This is a genomic window from Pseudomonadota bacterium (assembly GCA_018823135.1).
GTDB lineage: Bacteria > Desulfobacterota > Desulfobulbia > Desulfobulbales > CALZHT01 > JAHJJF01.
On the sequence record JAHJJF010000092.1, the window covers coordinates 17,772 to 43,657 of the forward strand.

The window sequence follows — 25,886 nt, forward strand, 5'->3', positions numbered from 1 at the left end:
CTAATCTCTGTTGAATGAAACAAAAAAATAGGGCACTGCGGAGCAACGTAATAAATAATTACGTTAACTTCAAGTTGACCCTGATTTTTTTTAATATGCGCCGGTTCTTTTAATTACCGCAGGCAAAGTCAATAATAGGATCTTCAAATCATTAAATAAACTCCAATTATCTATATATTCAAGATCAAGCTTCATCCATTCTTCAAAATTAATCTTATTTCTGCCGCTCACCTGCCAGGTACAGGTAATCCCAGGGAGTACACTTTGACGGCGGCAATAGCAGTACTGACTAAATAATTTATAATCCCTCAAAGGCAACGGGCGTGGACCGACCAGGCTGATATCACCCTTGATGACATTAATTAGTTGAGGTAATTCGTCAATGCTAGACTTACGTAAGAAATTACCGATTCTGGTAACTCGCGGATCATTCTTCATTTTAAACGCGGCACCGTCCATTTCATTTTGGGTCTCGAGTTCCGCTTGAAGGTTTTCAGCACCGATAAACATTGTTCTGAATTTGTAACAGGTAAAAATCCTTTTATTGAGCCCGACCCTTTGCTGCAGAAAAAAGATTGGCCCCTTAGAGGTGGCTTTTATCAGCACAGCAACTGTTATCAATAATGGCGAAATCAAAAGAAATATTGCCGTTGCTAGAACTATATCCAGCAGACGCTTAATCACATACTGCCAACTTTGCATTGGTGAATCATACAATAGATTGCCTACCCTGGAATCGTGCAGAGAAAAATGAGACTGACCTGAAAGAGAATGTTTATGAGAATCAAACAGAGGATATGCATAACGGACAAGAACGCCCTGTTCCTCTGCATAAAGTATTGCTCTTTGGATAGCATCGAATTTGGAGCGAATCGGCAAGGCTATCACCACTTCGTCAATGACGTTTTCACGAAGTATCAGGGGGAGCTGGGAAATTGTCCCAAGATAATTCACCTGCTGTGGATGAATTACCAGCCGATCATCGACAAATCCCAACACCTGCATGCCGAGTTCTTTTTGTTTCTTAATCTTGTCTGCCCAGTCGTAAGCAATTTTATTTGTCCCCACAACTAAGACTTTTCTCAAATTCCTGCCACGGAGACGCATATAGTTGAGCAGAATCCTTAATGCAAAACGGAAGAGTATGGTAAGACAGTTTAATATCAGCCAAAAATAGGCGAGGAAAAGAGGGGATCCATAAGGGGTGTCAAAAATAAAATATCCCGGGGCGACACAAATCACCAATGAAGACGACATTTTAAGAACGTCAAGGATCTCCCTGAAAAAAGAATCAAGTCTTCTTGAAGCGTAAAAGCCATAAAAATCTCGCAACCAGTCGCCGAGATAAAGAAATATCCCAAAGTATATAATCGTTTCAATATTGATTGCGATATCAGTAATGGACTCAAGAGGAATGAGTTCATTGGCGTGTAGTGTATTACTAAGATAAATGGCGATAAAAAAGAGAAAAAAATCTGAGAGTTTAAGCAGAACCATTAATATTTTTCTTCTAAAAAATATCATTTCAATTCTCACTTTTCAGTTAAATGAATCGAGCATGGCCCGAAAAAGATTTCGTTGAAAAAAAACACTCAGCTTTGCACCTGCAAAATAAACAGTTTTTATTTGCAAAAACTATGCCCAGCCACGGGGCTTACTGCTTACACTCAGGGCAATACAACATCTTCTTTAAAATCAAACAATTAAAGCACAAATAAGAATTATTTCAAATGAAAACTCACCGAGAACCTAACACTAAAAATAATACATTTCAAGAGTATTTCCGTTAATTCGGAAAACCGGAATATACTGTATATCTATCTGATTTCAAGAACTAATTTCATAATTCCCCAACATCTTTTTCCAGAAAACCAGAAAGATTATTCCTCAAATTGGCTCCAAATTGCGTTTCTGGCCTATTACTTGATTAATCCGTGAGAAAAACCAGCTGATATAAAATTCATAGCAACAGTCTCTAATGTCTATTGTGGCGGAGTGGAAAAGATCGGTTAACTTCATGTTATAATTTTCTAACTGAAGTTTTTTACATTCATTCATCTTATCGAGAAGCATTAATAGCAAGAGCAAGCGTTAACCGTAAACAAAGGCGTAATTGCTAAAATTCAAATAATACCGGTTAATTGAAACTACAAATGCTGACATTCGGTTCAAGCGAAAAGGTCAAAAGCGGACCTGACATCTTTCCATCAATAACAAAGTGCCCACGGTTTTATTGGTTTCGCGGTGTCTTTAATAATTCAATCCGGGCCATTTTCATAACAACTTTAAAAGAAATTGGAAGCAGGCCCATTCGGTACAACAAAACAATGGTTTTGTTAATCAACTCAGGGAATAAGAGAACCCTTTTGGAACGCGAAGCTTTCAGCGAGAACTCGACCACCTCATCAGCACTCATCCATAATATTTTTGGCATGGTTGGTAGGTTTTGGGTGAAATGAGTTCTGTTGGAGTCAATCCGGGCCATAAAGCTTGAATTTGTCTTCAGTCTTTGCAGGCCTTTCTATTGATAAGTCTGGACAGTGTGATGAGATACGATTTCGTTGCCCCGTAATTTTCATTCACGAAATATGGGATAACACCTCCTATGGAGGCAACATTGATGATGGACCTTTTTTTTCTTTTGCTCATAAAACGGATTGCGGCACGGCACAAAACAGCAGACGCAACTGCATTGACATTTATAAACGCAACCGTCTGGTCAAGGTCCGCATCATTAAGAGGCGCACTCGGCATCCCGGCGTTATTCACCAAAAGATCAAGATCACTTTCTTCTATTTCCTCAGATAGTTTTTTTTATTTGATCTATTAAGGATAAATCAACAACCAGCGTTTCGACCTGCACGAAATATGAGTCCCGGATTTGATTTCCAACATCTTCAAGTTCATCTTTGAGGATGTCAACCAGGACCAGGGAAAAACCCTATGTTGTTCATCGGTTACATCCATCTGCAATGGCGTAAAACGGTCACTCAAGGCACCAACCAAACTGTTTGAATCGACCTCCTTCCGCACCGTACCAAAGACATGATAACCCTTCGCTCCCAAAGCCAAGGCTGCTTCATGGCCTATCCGGTTGAAACACCGGAAATCAGTACATATTTCGACTTCTTGTGCATGTTCACAAATATAATTTTCCCGGTATCTGAGCACTCCATATTTGTGATAATTTTAGAGATATTTCATCTCGTTATCATGGTGTTTGAATAATGTCAAGGCAATGACGGTGGGCGTCTCTGGCTATCCAACATAACCTCCGGGGGATGAACTTGGGGGCACAAATTTAAAAAGGTCTGTTGCTAAATTAATAGCAACAGACCTTTAAGTCACTTGTGGCGGGGCCGACCGGACTCGAACCGGCGACATCCTGCGTGACAGGCAGGCACTCTAACCAACTGAGCTACGACCCCGCAAATCGAAAAAAGGCTCAAACACTTTGAACGGATGAAACGTTTGAACTTTATAGTATTAATGGTGGGCGGAACAGGGCTTGAACCTGTGACCCTCGGCTTGTAAGGCCGATGCTCTCCCAGCTGAGCTACCCGCCCGTTCAGTGAAGAAATCAATAAACAAAAACGCGCCTACTAAGTCAAGAAAAATCAATAGAACAACCAAGAAAAATTACCGGTTGCCCATTACCCGTCGAATCAGTGTGCAATATTGAAAGGCGAAACAAGATCAGAACAAAGAGAGTCAACAGGAACGTCTCTGAATAATCGCTCTCCCTCTTTAAGAATCAGGGCCTTTTCAAGAACTTCATCAACATGCGAAACAAGCTCGATATGGAGACTCTTTCTGATCTTGAGGGGAATTTCCTTCAAATCACGTTCATTTTCCTTAGGGATCAGGACATGGGTGATATTACCCCGACGCGCCGCAAGAAGCTTTTCAGTAAGGCCGCCAATGGGAAGCACCCTGCCCCGCAGCGTCACCTCACCGGTCATGGCAATTTCTCTCCGCACCGGCACCTTTAACAGTGCAGAGACAATCGAGGTCACGATGGTGACCCCTGCAGAAGGACCATCCTTGGGAATTGCACCCTCTGGAACATGGACATGAATATCAAGCTTCTGGTAAAAGTCAGGCACAAGCCCAAGACTGATGGATCGAGTCCTCACATAGCTCAAGGCCGCCTGGGCCGATTCCTGCATCACATCGCCAAGCTTACCGGTGATGGTCAACTTGCCCTTGCCCTGCATCAGGGCCGTCTCGATCTGCAGCAATTCCCCACCGGCTTCAGTCCAGGCGAGTCCGGTTGTCAAACCGATATTATCCTGCACTTCAGCAAGTCCGAAACGATACCGGGCAGTGCCTAAATATTTAGGAATAGAGGAACTTGTTATCCGGAATTTTTTGATCTTCTTACTCTTTAGCCTTGTCCGTGCAACCTTCCGGCAGATGGAAGCAATATTTCGTTCCAGATTTCTGACGCCCGCTTCACGAGTATAGAGCCGGACAATATCCAAAATACTACTTTCATTAAAAGAAATATCACTTTTCCTGAAGCCGTTGGCCTCAAGTTGTTTGGGAATAAGGAACCCCTGAGCAATTCGCAGTTTTTCCTCTTCGGTATACCCGTTCAGCTTGATCACCTCCATCCTGTCCTGCAACGCAGGGGGGATAGCGGGAAGAGTATTCGCTGTGGTAATGAAGAAGATATTTGAAAGATCAAAATCAAGATCAAGATAATGATCATTAAAGGAATTATTCTGTTCCGGATCCAGAACTTCAAGCAGAGCGGAGGAGGGATCGCCCCTGAAATCCGTACTCATCTTATCCACTTCATCAAGACAGAATACCGGATTATTCACTTTGATCTTTTGCAGCGATTGAATCATCTTTCCGGGAAGCGCGCCGATATAAGTCCGTCGATGACCGCGGATCTCCGCTTCGTCCCGTACCCCGCCCAACGAAAGCCTGATGAATTTCCGCCCCATGGCCCGGGCAACCGACTTACAGAGAGAAGTCTTCCCTACACCTGGAGGGCCGACAAGACAAAGGATCGGGCCTTTAATCTTTTTGACCTGCGCCTGGACCGCAAGATATTCCAAAATGCGTTCCTTGGGTTTCATAAGGCCAAAATGATCTGCTTCCAGGATTTTTTCAGCTTCCCTGATATCAATTTTTCCACGGGTTTTCTCAAACCAGGGGAGACTTAAAATACAGTCTATGTAGTTGCGGACAACCGTGGCCTCGGCTGACATCGCCGGCATCATTTTCAGCTTCTTAAATTCCTGCTCCACTTTGGTGAAGGCGGCCTTGGGAAGCTTTTTCTTGGCAATAGCCTCTTCAAGTTCGGACAGATCGGAACCACTTTCATCATGGCTGCCCATCTCCTTCTGAATCGCCCGCATCTGCTCAGTCAGATAGTAATCCTTCTGAGTTTTTTCCATTTTCTTTTTGACGCGGCTACGAATCCGTTCCTCAAGAAACGCAATCTCTTTTTCCTTATGGATAAGTGCCAGGACAAGATCAAGCCTTTCAAGAAGCGGGAAGGTACTTAAAATCTGCTGTTTTTCTTCGGTCTTGACTGCAAGGTGTGCTGCCAGTACATCCACGAATTTTGCGGGTTCTTCAATCTTATTGACCGACTTCAAAACTTCATTGGGTATTTTTTTGTTCTGCTTGGCATATTCGGCAAAGGAGGCCTTAATCTCCCGGACATAAGCAACTGCCTGGGGTCGTGGCTCATTTTTCTCGGTGAGTTCTTCGACCTCTACCTCAAAAAAATCCTTATTTTCGAGAAATCCCTTAATCCTCGCCCTTCTTTTGCCTTCCACCAAAGCCTTGATTGTTCCATCAGGAAGACGAAGGAGCTGAAGCACGGAGGAAATCGTGCCGACACTGTTTACTCCATCCTGACCAGGGTCTTCATCTGCGGGATTTTTCTGGGTTGACAGAAATATTTCCGTCCGCTTGGACATCGCATCTTCGAGGGCCTTGATGGATTTTTCACGTCCCACAACAAGTGGAGCGATCATATAGGGAAAAACAACGATATCCCGCAGGGACATCATCGGATAGGTGTTTCGTTCAATATTAAATTGATCCATAAAAATCTATTACACTCAATTAGTTCGCAGAATCGTGACCGTTCGCTTAATCACGCGGTTTTCTTGGTCTCGTTCTCGTAAAGGACTACAGGATAATCTCCATTTACTATGACTTGTTCACTGATAACACATTCCCGGACGTTTTCTTCCGAAGGCAGCTCATACATGACATCGAGCATCGCTTCCTCTATTACCGACCGCAATCCTCTGGCACCGGACTTTCGCTCAATAGCCTGGTGGGCAATGGCATTCAAGGCACCTTCGGTAAATCGCAGACGGATGCCGTCAAAATCAAAAAGCTTTTCATACTGTTTGGTAAGAGCATTTTTGGGCTCGCGCAAAATGCGGACAAGGTCATGCTCATCAAGCTCTTCCATGGTGGCAATGACCGGCAGACGCCCCATCAATTCAGGGATCAATCCGAAGCGAAGAAGATCTTCAGGCAGGATTTCCGAAAGGATTTCACCCATCTTTTTCGCCTTGTCGCTCACGACTTTAACGCCGAAGCCCATGGATTTTTTCCCTGTCCTTCTTTTAATTACCGTATCAAGACCAACAAAAGCCCCGCCGCAGATAAAAAGAATATTTGTAGTATCTATTTTTATATAATCCTGCTGAGGATGCTTTCGCCCTCCCTTGGGAGGCACACTGGCAATGGTCCCTTCAATAATCTTCAACAACGCCTGCTGAACACCTTCCCCGGACACATCCCTGGTAATGGAAGCACTGTCTTGTTTTTTGGCGATTTTATCAATTTCGTCGATATATACGATCCCACGGCTGGCCTTCTGGACATCATGGTCTGCCGCCTGCAGAAGGTTTACCAGGATATTCTCCACATCCTCTCCGACATAACCTGCTTCAGTAAGGGTGGTGGCGTCAGCCATTGCAAAAGGCACGTTCAAAATTCTGGCCAGTGTTTGCGCCAATAAAGTTTTTCCGGTGCCGGTAGGTCCGATGAGAATGATATTACTTTTCTGTAATTCAACCTCGTTTCCACCGATCTGCTGTATGGCGTCGACACGCTTGTAATGATTATGCACAGCAACGGCAAGGATGCGCTTCGCCTGATCCTGGCCAATTACATAATCGTCAAGATATTGTTTGATTTCCATGGGCTTAAGAGCATTCATTTTCCCATGGGAATCAATTTCATGCTGCCGGTCTTCCCGGACAATTTCGTTGCAGAGATCAATACACTCATTACAGATGTAAACTGTAGGTCCGGCGATAAGTTTTTTTACCTCTTCCTGACTCTTGCCACAAAAAGAGCAGAGCACCTCGACCTGGCCATCCTTTTTGTCAGCCATGGTTACTTTTCCTCATCTTGGGTTTCCCTTTTTACAAGGACTTTGTCAATCAGACCATACTTCTTGGCTTCCTCGGCGCTCATGAAATAATCACGTTCCGTATCAGACTCGATCTTTTTGATATTTTTGCCGGTATGTTTTGCCAGAATATCATTCAAATCCTTTCGCATCCGTAATATCTCCCTGGCATGAATATCTATGTCAGATGCCTGTCCCTGAAATCCTCCCATGGGCTGGTGAATGAGAATCCTGGAATTGGGCAAAGCATACCGCTTTCCAGGCGCCCCGGCAGCTAGGAGTACCGCACCCATGCTTGCTGCCTGCCCCATACATAAAGTTGCTATATCGCATCGGACATACCCCATAGTGTCGTAGATGGCCATGCCGGCGGTCACAGAACCTCCCGGTGAATTGATATAAAAGGTAATATCCTTATCAGGATCATCAGCTTCAAGAAAAAGCAGTTGGGCAATTATCACATTGGCAACATCATCATTAACAGGCGAGCCCAGAAATACGATCCTTTCCTTGAGCAGACGGGAATAAATGTCATAGGCCCTCTCCCCCCTTGGACTCTGCTCGACAACCATTGGAATCAAATTCATTGATTTTCTCCTGCAGATTCTTCCTGTACATTCTTGTCATCGGATTGCGGAGCTATTCGAGTTATTGTCGCCTGATTACGCAAAAATTTCAATATTTTCTCGTTTAACAGTTCATTCATGAAAGGCAGAAGGTCTTCCCGGCGTTGAAAAAACTTCTTCACCTCATCAACAGTCATATTATACTGTTCGGCAATTCGCTTGAAACCTTGCGAAATATCTTCATCATTAAGCTTAATCTCTTCAAGATCCGCCACCTTTTTCAGGATAAAATCGCCTTTCACCCTTCTTTCAGCTGCTTCCTTGTATTGATTGGTCAAATCCTCGGTTTTTATGCCGGCTGATTCCAGAGTCAGATTCTGGCGCTTGAGGTTTGCCTCAAATTCATTGATAAGATGGTTGATTTCCTGAGCAACAACCCGGTTCGGCAAATCAAAGTCATGATTTTCGACGATTTTCATCATGACTTTATCAGAAATATCTCCTTCCTCAGCTTCCTGTTTTGTCTTGAGAGTCGTTTCACGGAGAAAATTTCTTAACTCATCCACTGTATTGAATTTCTCATCGATATCCTTGGCAAATTCATCGTTTATTTCGGGAAGAACCCTTTCCTTGATATCTTTGATTTCAATCCTGAACTCAACATCTTTACCTGCAAGAATGGGGTTGGGGAACTGGGGTGAAAATTCAATATTTTTTGAGGTTTTATCGCCTTTCTTAAGACCGATCATCAACTCCTCGAATTCCTTGCCCTGACGGCCGGATCCCACATCGATGGAATAATTTTCAGCATTGACCTGGGGCATGGGATTACCATTATCGTATCCCTCAAAATCCACAACCACCAGATCACCCTTCTGGATCTCGCGATCTTCAACTGTCCGTAACGGCGCAGAATCTTTGCGCATTACCTCAATCTGGCTATCTATTTCCTCATCCGTAATAATAATTTCCGGATGCTCTATTTCCACACCCTTATAATTCTTAAGTTCTATATTGGGGCGGACATCAACCTCGGCCTCGTAAACAAAAGTTCCATCATCTGCAAAACTCTGGGCCCTGATATCAGGATGAACAACCACTTCAAGTTTTGTTTCTGCCAGAGCATCAAAATAGGTTTCCTGGATTAATTTTTCCGCTAAATCCTGCTGAACCCTTTGCTTATATCCCTTTTCCAGGACCTGACGGGGAACTTTCCCTTTACGGAACCCAGGGATTGAAACCTCTGAACCCAGTTCACGGTAAGCAGTCTCAAGCCTTTTGGTAACCTGATCCTGCGGTAGGACAATTTTCATTTTCTTGGTTAACGAACCAACATCTTCAACGGTAACTTGCATGTAAAACCTTCCTTTTTATGTCAAAATTGATGAAATTGTATAAGTTTCGCTGTCGTTGCTTTCCTGTCTCCAGAATTAAAACACCTCTCGGCAGTAAAGTTAAAAACATTTCCCGCGAGGACTGCGCACCAGAAAGCACTTCTTTCAATCCCCGGTGAGGGGGATAAACGTTTCACTATTGAGTGGTCATGTTGAAATGCGTATAACACGCACGTCATTCTAACTATACACAAAAATTACAAAGCTTATTAATATACTAAAAAAATAAAGAGTTGCATAAATAAATATGCAACCCTTACCTCTTAAGCCTATTTCAATTTCCCGTCTCACTCATCAAAACACTATTCTCAGTTGGTGCGAGAGGGGGGAGTTGAACCCCCACAAGGTCACCCTCGCTGGATCCTAAGTCCAGTGCGTCTACCAGTTCCGCCACTCTCGCATGCCAACATTTTAAAATAATCAACTTTGCATGGTCAGTCAAGGGATGGGGAATGATTATCAGTCACCTCCCAGTAAAAATTATTATTTGATCCAGGAGGTTGGGTCTTTTTTATACCAAAATAATATTTTACAATAAATTTTCAGCAGGCCCTTACCTCGTGGTTTGACACATCAAATTCATTGACATATTTAATGAAAATTGATAGCTACTAGGGCTGATTTCAATCAAAACTTTATCATATTTCAAATGATCTCCATTTGATTAATAACTTCCGGTAATTCCAATGAAAACTGCCCAATTCACTCCAAACGGTCTGCCCACTCTTATTGGCAGTCTTCCGGTTAGAGCCCCCTCGGAAGCCCTGGATCTCATTTTCGCCCACACCCCAAGAATCCCGCTATGGCCGCAACTTCCCGGCATCCCTCAAGAAGGCATGCTCCAGCAGTTTATCGAAGGCTTTCCAGGAATCATCGAAGAGCAGGATAAAACCTATTTCAACACCCTTTCCGATACTTTTGAAGAAGAGATTCTTGCCTTCTTCGAAGAGTATCTCGCCCTGGCTGATGACCCTTCCGGGATATTATCCTCGCGGTTCGGTGTCAGCGAGTCCAGAGCAAGAGGCTTATATACCTTTAAAAAGTCCATTCAGTCAAAGGACAATATCTCTGCCCTCAAAGGGCAGATCACCGGCCCTTTTACTCTCCTCACCGGTCTTTACGACCAGGATCAGCGGCTCGGATACTACGACCCGACAATCAGGGAGATGGCGGTCAAGGGGCTTGCAATGAAAAGCGCCTGGCAGATCAACTTTTTAAAAGATGCGGGATATCCTGTGATCCTGTTCATTGACGAACCGGCCCTTGCCGGACTTGGCTCATCAGCCTTTATAAGCGTCTCCAAGGAAGACATCAGCCAGGACCTCACCGAACTGATCACCGCCATTCACCAGAATGACGGGCTGGCTGGAGTCCATGTCTGCGCCAATACCGACTGGAACCTTCTCTTATCACTTGACCTTGATGTAATAAGTTTTGATGCCTATTCCTTTTTTGATCGATTCGCAATCAATACAGAACAGGTCAACGCCTATCTTGACCGGGGAGGGATCATCGCCTGGGGTCTCGTTCCCACATCAGAAAAAGAATATATACTGAAGGAAACCATCGAATCCCTGGTCAAGCGTTGGGAAGAACAGGCAGACCTCCTGGTCAATGACCAGCGAGACAGAAAAGCCCTGCTTCAACAGACATTGATCACTCCGAGCTGCGGCACGGGTTCTCTCACCTATGACCTGGCAATAAAAGTGCTGGAACTTACCCGTGATCTTTCAGCAGCATTACGAAATAAATATCTGGCATAAGAAACTGACAAAATGGATGATCTCAATCAGGTTTTAAAACAAAGAAGGCAAAAGGCCGCAGAGCTTGCGGACATGGGCATTAATCTTTATGCCAACGATTTCAAACCCTCGCACCGGGTTATCAATGTCCTTGACCACGAAAAGGAAATCGATGCGGAAACCCCCCAGGACAGCACGCCACGATTTTCCATTGCCGGGCGGATCATCGCCCTCAGAAAATTCGGCAAGGCCTCATTTCTCACTATCCAGGATGAAACCGGCAGAATTCAGGTTTATGTAAAAAAAGATATCGTCGGCGATGACGCTTACAGCCATTTCAAAAAACTTGATATCGGCGATATCGCCGGTTTTTCCGGTAACCTGTTCCGCACACAGACCGGTGAATTGACACTGCTCACCGGCATTGTAAAACCGATCACCAAATCTCTGCGCCCCCTTCCTGAGAAATTTCATGGTCTCACCGACATAGAAACCCGATACCGTCAGCGATATGTCGACCTCATCGTCAATCCGGAAGTAATGGACACGTTCAGGAAACGGGTTGAAATTATTCAGCTGGTCCGCGAATTCCTGGTGAATCGTGGTTTCATTGAAGTCGAAACCCCGATGATGCACCCCATTGCAGGCGGCGCAACCGCCAAGCCATTCAGGACCCACCACAAAGCCCTGGATATGGAGCTCTACCTCCGTATTGCGCCGGAACTCTATCTCAAAAGACTCCTGGTCGGAGGATTTGAAAGGGTTTTTGAAATCAACCGTAATTTCAGAAACGAAGGTTTGTCCACCCGACACAATCCTGAATTCACCATGCTTGAATTTTATCAGGCCTTTGCGACCTATGAAGACCTGATGGATCTCACCGAAGAAATGCTGTCGTGGATCGCCTCGGAAGTCACAGGTTCCATGGTCGTCACCTACCAGGGCCAGGAAGTTGATCTCACTCCTCCCTGGAAAAGATACACCATCGAAGAAGCCCTGGTGGAAGTTGCAGGCATAGATCCCAAAATTCTTGCCGATCCCGACAAGATCAAAGCCCTTGCAAAAGAAAAAGGTATTGAACTTGATTCCAACGCCGGTGCGGGTAAAGCCAAGACCGAGCTTTTTGAGCTTCTCGTTGAAGAGAAACTGATTAATCCAACCTTTGTCACCGCCTATCCCACCGAGGTTTCGCCGCTGGCTCGAAGGAATGAGCAAAACCCGGAGATAACCGACCGCTTTGAGCTTTTCATTACCGGTCGGGAAATCGCCAACGCCTTCAGCGAACTCAATGATCCGGTGGATCAGAGACAGCGTCTTGAAAAACAGATCGCCCAACGCGGCGACGACGAAGAGATATTCCCGATTCTTGACGAAGATTTCTTAAGAGCCCTTGAATACGGCATGCCTCCCGCCGCAGGAGAAGGTATCGGTATTGACCGGCTGACCATGCTTCTTACGGATTCACCCTCCATCAGGGATGTCATCCTCTTTCCCCATCTACGCCCTGAAAATAGATAATGAAGAATACTCGATAAGTGTGCCATGAACTACTGTTCATACATTGATGATTCCAAAAGCTGAAGAATTCGTATTTATGCCCTGTGGGCAACAAGCCCAAACCTGAGACCTGAAGAGAACAATATTGCACTTTGAATGGTTTATCTGCCTTCGATACCTGAAGGCCAAACAAAAACAGCAGTTCATTTCCCTGATTACGATCATTTCGATTACCGGCGTGATGGTCGGCGTTATGGCGCTGATTATGGTGCTCGGTGTGATGACCGGATTTACCGAGGGTTTCAGGGCAAAGATCCTCGGCATCAACTCCCATATCGTCATCCAGAAATTCGGCAATTCAATTGACAATTACGAAGTCCTCAAGCAACGGATTGAGATAACACCCGGGATTATCGCGGCAACGCCTTTCATTTATTCCCAAACCATGCTGACCAGCAACTCCACAGGAACCGGCGCGGTTCTGCGCGGCATTGATCCGGTTTCAGCCGGCAGGGTTCTTTCTATTGAGGAATATATTGTCGAAGGCTCTCTGGCCGATCTCGCAAAATCCTCTGACTCTTTACCGGGAATCCTTCTTGGCAAGGACCTGGCGCACCAGTTACGGGTTTCCGTGGGAGACCGGATCAAGCTCATTTCTCCGTCCGGGCCGCTCACCCCCATGGGGGTGATCCCAAAAATGAAAGCGGTGACGATCACCGGGATTTTCGACACCGGCATGTACGAGTATGATTCCGCTCTGGCCTATGTATCCATTGAAACCGCCCAGGATTTCCTCGACCTGGACGGCAGCGTTCATGGCCTGGAACTTAAAATAAATGACATCTACCAGGCTTATGCTCTGGCGATTCAACTGGAAAAGGAACTGGGGATGTCTTACATAGCCAAGGACTGGATGCGGATGAACAAGAATCTGTTTTCAGCGCTCCAGCTTGAAAAAACCGCCCTGTTCATTATAGTTGCCCTCATTGTCCTGGTTGCTGCCTTCAACATTGTCAGCACGCTGATCATGGTGGTCATGGAAAAAAACAAGGATATCGCCATCCTGAAATCCATGGGCGCAACCTCAGGAAGCATCATGCGGATTTTCATTTACGAAGGGCTGATCATCGGTTGCGCCGGCACCCTGTTCGGAGTCCTGGGCGGACTCCTGGGGTGTAAGATCCTCAGCTATTACCAGTTCATAAAGCTGCCCGATGTCTATCCGTTATCAACCCTTCCGGTAAAAGTACTGCCCATGGATGTAACGCTGATTTCGGTCTCTGCAATTATAATCACCTTTCTGGCAACACTGTATCCCTCCTGGCAGGCATCGAGGATTGACCCGGCCGTGGCATTGAGATACGAATAATAACAACTCAACTTTCCGACTTGCTTTATAATATTGTAATTACGAAAAAATTCTTAATTTCGAGACAATCCAATCTTTTTGAAGTCAGAAGCCAGGTGTCAGAATTCAGAAAACAGGCAAAAAAAATCAGTTACTCTGACTCCTGATTTCTGCCTCCTGGCTTCTACAAGAAATGAACAAATGGCAACAACCTTTTTAAAACTACAGAAATTCAAGAATAATTACTCACAAAGTTGAGATAACAATAAGCGCCGTAATACGGCTCCATTCAAAGACAATATGAGCAACTTTCTGGCTAAAGGCATTACAAAATTATTTAACGGACAACACAATCTCAACGTGTTATGTGGTGTGGACCTTGAAATCAAAAAAGGTGAAATGATTGCGATTGTCGGTGCATCAGGTACCGGAAAAACGACTCTCATGCATATTCTCGGCACCCTTGATCGACCCACCAGCGGCTGCCTGATGTATAACGGTGAAGATGTTTTTTCCAAAGATGACCTGGAACTCTCGAAATTCAGAAACACCGCCATTGGTTTTGTGTTCCAGTCTCATCATCTACTGCCCGAATTCACTGCCCGGGAAAATATCATGATGCCGGGACTGATCGCCGGCAAGGATAAAGCGCAACTGAAATCCGTTGCCGATGACATCCTCGATAAAGTCGGCCTTGCTAACCGGGCAGAACATAAGGTCGGGGAGCTCTCGGGGGGCGAACAGCAAAGGGTTGCGCTGGCACGCGCGCTGGTCATGAAACCTGAACTGCTTCTGGCTGACGAGCCCACCGGCAATCTCGATCCCAAAACCGGCCGCAAGGTTTTTAATCTTATTCGGGAAATGAATACTGATCTTTCCTTGTCAACTGTCATGGTCACCCATAATCTTGAACTGGCCAGAGAAATGGATCGGTGCCTTACCCTGGTGGAAGGAAAACTTGAGGTCTATATTTAGTAGGGCAACATTAGCAAGACACAATGGAACCTTTTTACTTTATAATGATCTAATCCATGAAATTAATGACATAAGTGTATCCCTCGACAGGTCTGGATGATGAAAAATAATTGATCCGCCCCATCGTAGAAATCCTTATCAACTTTTGTTTAAAAAAAAGCCTACATATTATAATGTTTCTTCAAAAATCACATAATCATCATTCCGCCCTTTTGACAAACCGCACCAGAAAATCTGCGATCAGCGATTTTGTAATGCTGATTATTTTTGTTTGTGTCATCCTGGCAATCCTTATGCCATCGGTTGCCCTTACCGCAGAAACAGATGAGATATTCAATAATTCCGAAAAGATACATGAAATTACCCCATCCGCAACCCCTCAGATAAATATCCTTTTTCTTCCTTTAAAAATTATTGCGGCGCATGATTCCGAGCTTTTTGGCAGCCAATCCGACGAAACCCTTTCTAAGGCGCTGATAAAAAAGGGTTACGAGATGATCCTCCGCCAGAGTGTTTCGCATTTATACGAAAACACTTCCTGGCCCCCGCCCCTGACTGTTCTTAAAGAAATAGACCGTGACCACGAAGCGCAATATGCCGTAACCGGCAGCCTCACGGTTCTGGGGGGAAAAACAAGCCTGGATCTGACGCTCAACGATCTATCCGGAATTACCGACCCGGTTTTCTATTTCAAAGACAGTGACTCGGTGGCCGATCTCGCTGAAATGATCGAACAACTTGTTGAAAATATTCATACCTATGTAAATCGCAATCATCTCATTTCCTCTATAAAAATACAAGGCAATCGGCGAATCGACAGCGGCGCAATCACGCATCATATCAAAACGAAAGCCGGAGATGAGTACAATCCGTCGCACCTTCGTGAGGATCTTAAAAATATATTCCGCATGGGATATTTTGACGATATACAAATCCTTGCACTGGATACAGACCGTGGAAAGGAGATCGTCTTCCAGATTACTGAAAAAGAACTGATCACCGAAATTACCATCAAAGGCTCCGACGAAATAAAGGAAAAAGACATAAAAGAAGTCATCCTGATCAAGACAAACACAATCATCAACCCGAAGAAAATTCGTGAATCTGTTGAAAATATACAACACCTCTATAAGGATGAAAGCCTCTATAACACAAAAGTTATCTACGAGGTAACTCCCTCGGGCAAAGATCGGGTTGCAGTGAACTTCATCATCACCGAAAGCACTAAGATCTACATCAAGGAAATCACTATTATCGGCAATAAGGCTTTTGATGCGGACACCCTGAAAAAAATCATGGAAACCCGTGAAAAAGGCTGGTTTTCCTGGATAACCGAATCAGGCAAACTCAAACGCGACATCCTGAACCAGGATGCCACCCGGCTGAACGCTTTTTATAACAACAACGGTTACATAGACGCAGTAGTCAGCGAACCGGAAATTGTCCAGAAACAGGAAATTGTAAAGAAACAGGAAACTGCACCCTCGAACACCTTTGATGATTTTAACAACTTCAGCGGTGCAGGAATTGTTGACGGCGAACCGGAAATTGATCAGATACATGAGTGGCTTTACGTGACTTTCAAGATTTACGAGGGGGATTTATACAAATTGGGAACGGTTGACATAACCGGAGAACTCATTGAAGAAAAAGAAAAACTCATGGGGCTCCTGAAGGTCGATGACGACAAACATTTCAGCAGGAAAACCCTTAGGCAGGACGTATTGGATATCTCCGACATCTATGCTGAAAAGGGCTATGCTTTTCCGGATATAAACCCGCTCATGCAGAGAAACGCCGCTGAAAAAACCATTGATCTGGTCATTGATATTAATAAAGGGCCCCTGGTTCATATCAACCGCATCATCATCAAAGGAAACTACACAACACGGGACAAAATCATCCGGCGGGAACTGGAGTTCAGCGAAAACGGCATCTTCAACACCAAGGCAATCAGAGACAGCAACCAGAAGCTCAACCGCCTGGACTATTTCGAAGAAGTCCATATCACTCCGGAGCAGACCCTTGACGAAAACCTCATGGACATCGTCATTGAGGTCAAGGAAAAAATGACCGGCACCTTCAGTGTCGGAGTTGGATACAGTTCGGTGGACAAGGCAATGTTTACCGGTGAAATCAGCAAGGACAACTTTCTGGGCCGCGGCGACAAACTCGCTTTCAAGGTTGATATCAGCGGCAGCAGCTCCCAATACAATCTGAGCTTCACCGAACCCTATCTTAATGACTCGAAACTCATGGCAGGATTTGACCTGTATAACTGGAAACGGGAATATGACGAGTATACCAAGAACTCTGTGGGATTCGCGGTCAGGTTCGGCTACCCGATCTGGGAACTCTGGCGCCTGTTCTGGAGCTACAGTTATGATGATACCGAGATATCGGACGTTGATGTTGCTACGGCTTCCCAGCAAATCCTTGAATCGATGGAGTTAAGCATTACCAGTTCCATCAAAATAAGCGTCCAGCGGATAACCTTTGATAAACCCGTTGCGCCCAAGGAAGGCTCAAAAAACAATCTTTCCGTAATATATGCAGGCGGTCTCTTCGGCGGTGACAGCGAGTACACTAAAATAGAAGGTGCCTCGAGCTGGTATTTCCCCTTGTTCTGGAATACCAGACTCCATTACAAACTGGCGGCCGGTATTGTCTTTGAAAACGTCGATGGCAAACTCCCGGTATATGAAAAATTTTATCTTGGCGGCATCAGAACCATCCGCGGCTTTGAAAACAGCCATATCAGCCCGATAGATCCTGTATCGGGAGACCGGGTCGGCGGCGATCGGATGTGGTATTCAAATGTCGAATACATTTTCCCCATCGCTGAAGAAGCCGGACTCTTAGGGGTAATTTTCTATGACATCGGCAATGTCTATGATAAAGAGCTGCAGAATAATTACAGCCAGTTTCGCCACAGCGTCGGCGCTGGTTTTCGCTGGATATCCCCTGTTGGTCCCATCCGGCTCGAGTGGGGGTATAACCTCAAGCCGGAAGGAAACGAAAGCCAGAGCAACTGGGAATTCAGCCTCGGAGGGGCGTTTTAGACCCTCTGTCCAAAACATGTGAGTCTCCTCCAGCATAGCTGGAGGCCTCAGGTAGCCACCTAAAAGGGGGCCTAACTACTACAGATTTGAATATCGAATATCGAACCGCAGAATAAAGAAGGATGAATGATAATACCCTGCAGATACTTCTTGACCTTCATCATTTTGAGGAGCGAACTGCCTGTATGAAAGGTCTTCTTCTTTGAACTTCATGTTGTTCACTTCGACATTCGACATTGTCCTCTAACAGAACATCGGACGATTGGCACCTTGTTCGATGTTCTGCGGTTTCAAAAAAACTGATTTTTCGCCGGATCGGTAAAACCTTTCCGGATCCACCATCGGAGATGGTGGGTTTCATGGCCACTAATTATTGACAATTCACCATGTCTTAATCTCCATATAAGTACCTGACTGCCAAAAACAATAATTAATAATTGTTAACGGGAAAGGTCTCAACCCCACCCAATAGAAAACCTCTTTTCCCCCATGAAAAACATACTCGCCGCCATAAGCAAACTTGCTTCAGGGGTTATTTCTATTTCAGGAATGCGGCAGGGAATCTCTGCCTTGCTTGCCGCAAAGACGAATGCTGTTTGCCCGGGACCTGTACTCTGCATCGTGCCCTCGGAAGAACAGACCGAATCTTTTTCCAGGGATCTCGGTTTATTCACCGACACGCCGGTGCATATTTATCCGGGGTATGATATCCCGCCATACACCCCCCTTTCCCCTGACCCTGCTACAGTTGCCGCAAGAATTTCCACCTTATACCAGGCACTTTCCTCATCCTCCCCTTTCATCATGGTGGCCTCCTGCGAGGCATTGCTCCGGAAGGTGCTCCCCAAGGAGCTTCTTGACAGGAAAACCGAGTTGCTCATCGCCGGGGAGGAAACCGACCAGAAAGAACTTGTGAACCGGCTTGTTGCCGCCGGCTATGAACCGGTTTCCCTGGTCCAGGAAGCTGGAGAATTCAGTGTCCGCGGCGGCATAATGGATATTTTCTCACCGGGATTCGATTTACCGGCAAGGCTTGATTTTTTTGGTGACACCGTTGAGTCGATCAGGCTGTTTGATCCTGTTTCGCAACGGTCTGTGGAAGACATTCACGAAATAATTCTGTTGCCGGCTTGCGACATCCTTTATGCAGCGGACACAAGAGGCAACCAAAAAATCTACGATACTTTCGCCCAGCTTGCAGAACAGAGGGATTGGGATTTTGACCAGTCAAGAAAAATCCTTGAGCGCATTGAAACACGCAAGCATTTTCCAGGAATTGAATTTTTCATGCCGTTGTTTTATGAAAACCCCGTTTCGCCCCTGGATTATCTTCCGGACACTGCAAAAATTTTCATGGTGAACCCCCATGACATTTCCCGGACAATCCACCTCACCTGGGAACGAATAGAAACAAATCTCCTGGAAGCACAAAGTCACCGAAACCCGGTTTTTCCTTCTGGAGATCTCTTTCTTTCAGAAAAGGAGTTATCAAGCACCCTCAGCAGATTTCCTCTGATCACCATGAGCGATCTGTCAATCTCCGAGCCAGACGGAATCGGTCAATCCTTTCATCTCCAATCAGGGAACCATACCCTGATCAAACAGGACCTGGAGCTTAAGAGAAAAGAATTCGGGCTCCTCACGCCGTTGGTCCAGCAGATTGATTCCTGGCTTGAGGAAGGCGGCCGGGCATTCCTTGCATGCCGCTCGAACCGCCGCGCTCAACAGCTTGGAGAAATGCTCAGAGAACATGGCCTTGACAATGAGATTAAAGGGCCGCCGTTTGATTTTTCGGATCAACCCAGAAACCGCGGGATAATTTTGTACACCCATCCGTTATCCGAGGGTTTTGATCTTGTTGCCGAGCAGGTGCATCTGCTTTCCGAAAACGAACTGTTCGGAGAAAAAAGAATCGGTCCCAAGGGCCGTACAAGGAAAACTTCCGAAAACTCGGCCCTGCAATTTGAGGAACTCCAGCACGGAGAGGTCATCGTCCATAAAGACCACGGTCTCGGTCTCTATGAAGGCCTGATCAATATGGAGTTACGCGGCGTCACCAATGATTTCATGCAGATTTCCTTTCAAGGCAATGACCGGCTTTATGTGCCGGTTGACCGGCTGAGTGCGATCACCAAGTACAAAGGTGTATCCGACAAGGAACCCAAACTGGACCGGTTGGGTTCGAAAATCTGGGCCACCACGAAAAACAAAATAAAAAAAGCGGTCTGGAAGATCGCCCTGGATCTGCTTGACCTGTATGCCAGGAGGGCAATGAATACGGGCAAGCAATTTTCAACACCTGATGAGCTGTATTACGAACTCGAAGAATCCTTTCCCTATGATGAAACGCCTGGTCAGATTAAAGCGATAAATGATGTGATCGCCGACCTCACCTCGGAAAAAACCATGGACCGGCTGGTTTGCGGCGATGTTGGTTATGGCAAGACAGAAGTTGCCATCCGTGCCGCCTTCAAGGTTGTCGAAGACAGCCACCAGGTGGCAATTCTGGTCCCCACCACGGTGCTCGCCGACCAGCACGCCGCCACTTTCGCCGAACGGCTCAAGGGTTTCCCGGTAAACATCAAGAGTCTCAACCGCTTCAGAACTGCCGGAGAGCAGAAAAAAATCATCAAAGGACTAGCCGACGGCTCAGTTGATATTGTCATCGGCACCCACCGGCTGCTGTCCAAGGATATCAAGTTCAGGAAACTCGGTCTGCTGATCATTGACGAGGAACACCGGTTCGGAGTCACTCATAAGGAAAAGCTCAAAAAGCTCAAATCAAGCGTTGATGTCCTGACCCTCACGGCAACGCCCATTCCCCGCACTCTACAGTTTTCGCTGCTGGGAATCCGTGATCTGTCGGTGATCAGTTCACCGCCGGCCCATCGCCGCACCGTAAAAACCTTTATTGCCAAACATGACGATCTGGTAATCAAGGAAGCGGTAACCAAAGAGCTCCTGCGCCGCGGACAGGTATTTATTGTCCATAACCGGGTGCACTCCATCCATGATATGGCTAAAAAAGTCCAGAAACTGGTACCCGAGGCCAAAATTGCCGTAGCGCACGGCCAGATGCCCGGCAAGAACCTTGAAGAAATCATGGTGCGGTTCGTCAACCGGGAAATAGATGTGCTGGTCTGCACGACAATTATTGAATCCGGTCTTGATATCCCCAATGCCAATACAATAATCATCACCAGCGCCGACCGTCTCGGCCTTGCGGAAATATATCAATTGCGCGGCCGGGTGGGAAGAAGCAACGAACAGGCCTATGCCTACCTGATGGTGCCCTCCCTTGACGGGCTTTCAAAGGATGCAACCCAGCGCCTCCGCGCCTTGATGGATTATAATGAGCTGGGCGGCGGGTTCAAACTGGCAATGACCGACCTGCAGATCCGCGGCGGTGGCAATATTCTCGGTGAATCACAAAGCGGAACAATAGCCGCCGTCGGCTATGATCTCTATCTAGACCTTCTCCAGAAAACCGTTGCCGATCTCAAAAGAAAGGCTGAGTTGGGAGATGATTTTGTAGAAACCGAGGACATTGACCCTGAAATTAATCTTGCCGTATCAGCATATTTTCCCGAACGGTATATACATGACGCAAATCAGCGATACATCGCTTACCGGAAAATCACCAGCATCGGATCTGATGAAGATCTTGCTGATTATAAAAACGAACTGGAGGACCGCTACGGCTTGATGCCCATGGAAGTCAGCAACCTTTTTGAAGTCATCAGCCTGAAGAGGGATCTCAAGAAATTCATGGTCATAAAACTTGACCAGGGTGCCTCAACCATCGTTATGGCTTTCCATGATCAAACTCCGGTAGATCCGCCAAAAATCCTTCTCTTCATAAATAAATCGAATAACAAGGCGCGGTTCACACCGGACAATAGACTTGTTTGCCCTTATAAGCCGGATTCAAAGACGGATATCTTCGAGACGGTGCGTAATATTCTTCAAAATATCGGTTAATCAGCATATGATTCACTTTTTTTCTGGACCATCGTCCCGGATGATTGTACAACATAAAATCAATTAACATTTCTCAATATATTGGGAGGTTATCAAGTCTTTTCATGCAAATACTCATAGCTGTATTATTCCTGTTATTTCTGCCGCACCTTTCAGACGCTCAAGTCATCGACCGGGTGGTGGCGGTGGTTAACGATGATGTCATAACCCTTTCGGATCTTGATGAGGAAGGCGGCCCGACTTTTAAAAAAATTCGTGCAATTACTCCACCGGACAAATTGGTCGAGACACTCAATGAGGCGCGCAAACAGATTCTCTCTCTGATGATTGATAAATCACTGGTGGCGCAGCGAGCGGAAGAACTGCACATTGGTGTTTCAGAGGAAGAGCTCGAAAATGCCCATCAGGGTACCCTTAAAGCAAATAAAATTTCCGAGGCGGAATTATTTGACAAACTCCAGTCTTCTGGCAGGAGCGAAAAGGAATACCGCGAATCCCTTCGCATCCAATTGCTCCACAATAAACTTATACGCACACAGATTAGTTCGAAAATCGTAATAACTGATGAAAATATTGAAGAATATTATAATAATAACTACAAAGATAAACCCGTGCCCGAGGGGTATCATGTTCTGCAGATAGGTTTTATACTTGAAAACAACGTAAAAGACCCGATGTTGCGCGCTGAGCTTGAAGGTCTGGCTCACAAAGTCCGTGACATGGCCGTTGAAGGAAGAAATTTCAAGACCCTTGCAAGGACATTTTCAAGAATGCCCTCTGCTGCCGACGGCGGGGATCTCGGCGTGTTTCAGAAAGACGAAATGGCCGGCCCCATGCGTGAAGCAATTTTTTCCATTGGACCCGGCGGAATAAGCCCGATAATTGAAACAGCATCCGGTTTTCAGTTTTTCAAGCTCCTGTCCATAAAGGATGGTACACAGATTAAACAGGTTCCCCTTGATTCCATCAGGGGAGAAATTGAAGAAATTCTTATCCAGGAAGAAACAGAGACTAAATACAAGGATTGGCTGAAGGAAATACGGCAGACGGCTTATATACAAGAGATGCTTTAAATCTGTCTGCAAAATCACGCTCTCCAGGGAAAACGCGCCGCATAAGAATCCATGACCGAAGAGACCAAACAATCTGCTGACAAGCTTAATACCACGGCTGGAGAACTTGATTCCCTGGGGAATTTTCTCAAATCCGAACGTTTAAGACAGGGTAAAAGCCTTGAGGATGTTTCGGCGGCAACCCGCATAAGTATCGTCAATCTCCAGGCCCTGGAATCTGACGCCCGCCATAAATTGCCAAGAGATGTTTTTGTTCGCGGCTATATCAAGCAGTATGCAACTTACCTTACTCTTGATGCTGCTGAAGTCCTTGACCGCTATGAATCAACCGACCGCGAACTCAAAATCGTTGGCGAAGAAATCAAAGAAACCGGCAAAGTACTCTCCGCTGAAACCCTTGCCGAAGAGCCTCTGTTTTTCGGCACCCGACAAATTCTCTCCGCCATATTCCTCGTGCTGCTTTGCATTCTCGGTTATCTGGTTTACAAGACATATTACCAAACGCCTCCCCAGGTGAAAACCGAGACAAATGATATTCTCGAACTTGAACGCGCCCTTTCCAGGGATCTTGAAAACGCCGAGCTCCGGAAACAACAGATTATCACCATTGAAGCGGTAAAGGACAAAAAACAACCAGCGCCCGAAGATCCTGCTAGCATTGAAACTCCCGCCACAACGACCATCCTGAAAAAACCGGTGGAGATTCCTGAAAAAGATGAAACCATCACTGTTAAGGCAAAAATACCCCTGCCTGAAATGTCTCCGGAATCATCCGCAGTAATTCCGCCAATAGAGGATGAGAGCCCGCCACTTCCCCAGGTTATTGCCCTCCCTGTGCCTGTTGCAAGTGAACCGCAAAGTGAACCAGATACCGTCATCGTTATTCCCCTTGATAGTGAGCCTGCGGCGGTTTATTTTGAAGACCCGCAGAAAGATCGTGATGAGGGAATAATCATCGAAACAATAGCTCCGGAGCCATCGGTTCTCAATTTGCCGCAGGTCTTTGAAGAGTCCGGGCCGGCCTACACTTCCGCATCTGGTGAGAATATTTCTGCTGCCCCGCCCCTGGAGCCCTATAAGTATGTCATCCGAACTTTTTTCACCAAAAGAACCGTCTTTAAAATCACCCTGGACAATGGCCCTTCCAAAGAATACCGGTTTCAGTCTGGTGACGAACGGATATTTAAAGCGCGCCAACAGGTTGAGATAGAAATTGACGATGCTGCAGGCGCAGCCATTCTTCTCAATGATTCCCCGATGGATTTATCCAAAACAGAAAAACCGGCATTACTCAAAATACCAGCTGATTCGCCCGAATAACCCCATGCTCCTCAAGCAGACAACAGCCGTGGTAATCAACAGCAGGGACCATGGTGAATCCGATGTAATCATTACCCTCTACAGTCTTGAGAACGGAAAATTCACCGCCATTGCCAAGGGCGCCAAACGCAGCAAGAAACGCTTTGTCAACCGACTTGAATTATTCACCCTGCTGGATATTCAATATGAACCGGGCAAACGCTCGACAATGGCGCGACTGGACCAGGCCGAGGTATTCAATCATTTCTCAGTACTCCGGACGGACTATCTGCGTTACGCCGCGGCCCAGCTTATCTGTGAATCGCTGTATTTCTGGACCAAGGAAAACGATTACGAACCCGAGCTCTTCGCCCTTCTGCTCTGGGCGCTCAATTCCCTTGATCAGCACGGTTATTCCAAAGAAACCATTATCTTTTTTTTCCTTAAAATGCTTTCGATTTTAGGCTATCAGCCCAATCTTTCCAATTGTACACAATGCGGCAGCCTTGATGCCATTAATGCGCCGTTTTGTTTTCGCACCGGCGCCAACGGCATTATCTGCGCAAAATGCAATAAGGAACTTGAAAAATCCAGCAGAACCATGGCACTTGGCACGATTAAACTCCTGCTTAAGGCCCAGAACCTCTCATTAGAAAAACTCGACCGCCTCCGCTTTTCAAAACCGTCAGCAGCAGAAGCTTTTGACATGCTCAAGCAATACAGCACCCACCTTTTGCAACGGGAACTAAATTCGTGGAAACCATTGATTTGATGGCGTCGTAAAAAATCCGATCTACTGCGTTGTACTAATTTTTGAGGCACTCAGCATACCAAATGTATAGCCTCGCACCTAAAAAATTAGTACGTCTTGTATATCAAACTTTTTACTTAGCTATCCTGATACCTTTTTTTAAGAGAATGTCTTGATTGAACGTGCGAGGAAATGATGGCCATTCTGCCAAAAGATACATTCATCGAAGTGATCAAAAATACACCGCTAGTATCCATTGATTTGATTGTCAGAAATGATCGGCAGGAGGTACTTCTGGGTTTACGGAACAACCAACCGGCAAAAAACTGCTGGTTCGTGCCCGGCGGCATAATCCGGAAAAACGAGACGATGAGTGCGGCCTTTGCGCGGATTTCACTTACCGAACTCGGCAAAGAATTTGCCAGAGAATCAGCGATTTTTCTTGGTGCCTTCGAACATCTGTATCAGGAAAATTTCGCTGAGGCGCCTGGATTCGGCACCCATTATATTGTCCTTGCCCATGAAATACAGCTTGAAGACAACCTGCCCACTATCCCCCAGGATCAGCACCGAGAATCTGCGTGGTTTTCAGTGGATCAACTCCTTAACGACCCTGCAGTCCATCCCAACACCAAAGCCTATTTTGAGTAGATTGAGGTCCCCCTGCCGCATGCCCCTTCGCCCACGAGAAATCACGGTAGCGTCCGGGTTTCAATCCACGACCCCACGCGGGGGGCGACTTGGCGTAAGCGATACCCCGCAATACCTGACTGGCGTTTCAATCCACGCCCCCACGCGG

General features: G+C 45.9%; 16 protein-coding genes and 3 tRNA genes. 10 read left to right on the plus strand and 9 right to left on the minus strand.

Going from position 1 to position 25,886, the window contains the following annotated elements; translation table 11 throughout:
* Positions 1-90 precede the first annotated feature (90 nt).
* From KKE17_10050 to KKE17_10090, 9 genes are all read right to left on the minus strand, one after another.
* On the minus strand, positions 91-1,497 hold the full coding sequence (locus KKE17_10050; protein ID MBU1710335.1) for a sugar transferase: 1,407 nt from the start codon (positions 1,495-1,497) through the stop codon (positions 91-93).
* Positions 1,498-2,502: 1,005 nt separating this feature from the next.
* Positions 2,503-2,754 (minus strand): SDR family NAD(P)-dependent oxidoreductase, encoded by a 252-nt coding sequence (locus tag KKE17_10055; GenBank protein MBU1710336.1) that lies wholly within the window; start codon positions 2,752-2,754, stop codon positions 2,503-2,505.
* 597 nt (positions 2,755-3,351) lie between these two features.
* Positions 3,352-3,428, minus strand: a tRNA-Asp gene (locus tag KKE17_10060).
* Between the two features lie 62 nt (positions 3,429-3,490).
* A tRNA-Val gene (locus KKE17_10065) sits at positions 3,491-3,566 on the minus strand.
* A 99-nt stretch (positions 3,567-3,665) separates the two neighbouring features.
* Positions 3,666-6,071: an endopeptidase La gene (lon, locus tag KKE17_10070; GenBank protein MBU1710337.1), complete on the minus strand. Its 2,406-nt coding sequence runs from the start codon at positions 6,069-6,071 to the stop codon at positions 3,666-3,668.
* 50 nt (positions 6,072-6,121) lie between these two features.
* Positions 6,122-7,381 (minus strand): ATP-dependent Clp protease ATP-binding subunit ClpX, encoded by a 1,260-nt coding sequence (gene clpX, locus KKE17_10075; protein ID MBU1710338.1) that lies wholly within the window; start codon positions 7,379-7,381, stop codon positions 6,122-6,124.
* A 2-nt stretch (positions 7,382-7,383) separates the two neighbouring features.
* A complete protein-coding gene (clpP, locus tag KKE17_10080; GenBank protein MBU1710339.1) occupies positions 7,384-7,986 on the minus strand; it encodes an ATP-dependent Clp endopeptidase proteolytic subunit ClpP in 603 nt (200 codons plus the stop codon).
* Positions 7,983-9,320 (minus strand): trigger factor, encoded by a 1,338-nt coding sequence (gene tig, locus KKE17_10085; protein ID MBU1710340.1) that lies wholly within the window; start codon positions 9,318-9,320, stop codon positions 7,983-7,985. The genes clpP and tig overlap by 4 nt, the downstream gene beginning before the upstream one ends.
* 352 nt (positions 9,321-9,672) lie before the next feature.
* A tRNA-Leu gene (locus KKE17_10090) sits at positions 9,673-9,759 on the minus strand.
* Positions 9,760-10,045: 286 nt separating this feature from the next.
* Here KKE17_10090 and KKE17_10095 point away from each other — a divergent pair.
* From KKE17_10095 to KKE17_10140, 10 genes are all read left to right on the plus strand, one after another.
* Positions 10,046-11,122 carry a hypothetical protein gene (locus KKE17_10095; protein ID MBU1710341.1) on the plus strand — a complete coding sequence of 359 codons (1,077 nt, stop codon included), beginning with the start codon at positions 10,046-10,048 and terminating at the stop codon, positions 11,120-11,122.
* Positions 11,123-11,134: 12 nt separating this feature from the next.
* Positions 11,135-12,619 carry a lysine--tRNA ligase gene (lysS, locus tag KKE17_10100; protein ID MBU1710342.1) on the plus strand — a complete coding sequence of 495 codons (1,485 nt, stop codon included), beginning with the start codon at positions 11,135-11,137 and terminating at the stop codon, positions 12,617-12,619.
* A 124-nt stretch (positions 12,620-12,743) separates the two neighbouring features.
* Positions 12,744-13,967, plus strand: coding sequence for a lipoprotein-releasing ABC transporter permease subunit (locus tag KKE17_10105; GenBank protein MBU1710343.1), 1,224 nt, complete (start codon positions 12,744-12,746; stop codon positions 13,965-13,967).
* Between the two features lie 279 nt (positions 13,968-14,246).
* A complete protein-coding gene (locus KKE17_10110; protein ID MBU1710344.1) occupies positions 14,247-14,921 on the plus strand; it encodes an ABC transporter ATP-binding protein in 675 nt (224 codons plus the stop codon).
* A 173-nt stretch (positions 14,922-15,094) separates the two neighbouring features.
* Positions 15,095-17,983: an outer membrane protein assembly factor BamA gene (gene bamA, locus KKE17_10115; GenBank protein MBU1710345.1), complete on the plus strand. Its 2,889-nt coding sequence runs from the start codon at positions 15,095-15,097 to the stop codon at positions 17,981-17,983.
* A gap of 489 nt (positions 17,984-18,472) precedes the next feature.
* Positions 18,473-21,964 carry a transcription-repair coupling factor gene (mfd, locus tag KKE17_10120; GenBank protein ID MBU1710346.1) on the plus strand — a complete coding sequence of 1,164 codons (3,492 nt, stop codon included), beginning with the start codon at positions 18,473-18,475 and terminating at the stop codon, positions 21,962-21,964.
* A 104-nt stretch (positions 21,965-22,068) separates the two neighbouring features.
* On the plus strand, positions 22,069-23,037 hold the full coding sequence (locus KKE17_10125) for a SurA N-terminal domain-containing protein (GenBank protein MBU1710347.1): 969 nt from the start codon (positions 22,069-22,071) through the stop codon (positions 23,035-23,037).
* 51 nt (positions 23,038-23,088) lie between these two features.
* The gene (locus tag KKE17_10130) at positions 23,089-24,357 is read left to right on the plus strand and encodes a helix-turn-helix domain-containing protein (GenBank protein ID MBU1710348.1); all 1,269 of its coding nucleotides are present in this window, start codon (positions 23,089-23,091) and stop codon (positions 24,355-24,357) included.
* 4 nt (positions 24,358-24,361) lie between these two features.
* Positions 24,362-25,108, plus strand: a complete 747-nt coding sequence (gene recO, locus KKE17_10135) for a DNA repair protein RecO (GenBank protein ID MBU1710349.1) — start codon at positions 24,362-24,364, stop codon at positions 25,106-25,108.
* Positions 25,109-25,282: 174 nt separating this feature from the next.
* Positions 25,283-25,738 (plus strand): GDP-mannose mannosyl hydrolase, encoded by a 456-nt coding sequence (locus KKE17_10140; protein MBU1710350.1) that lies wholly within the window; start codon positions 25,283-25,285, stop codon positions 25,736-25,738.
* The last annotated feature ends 148 nt before the right edge of the window (positions 25,739-25,886 follow it).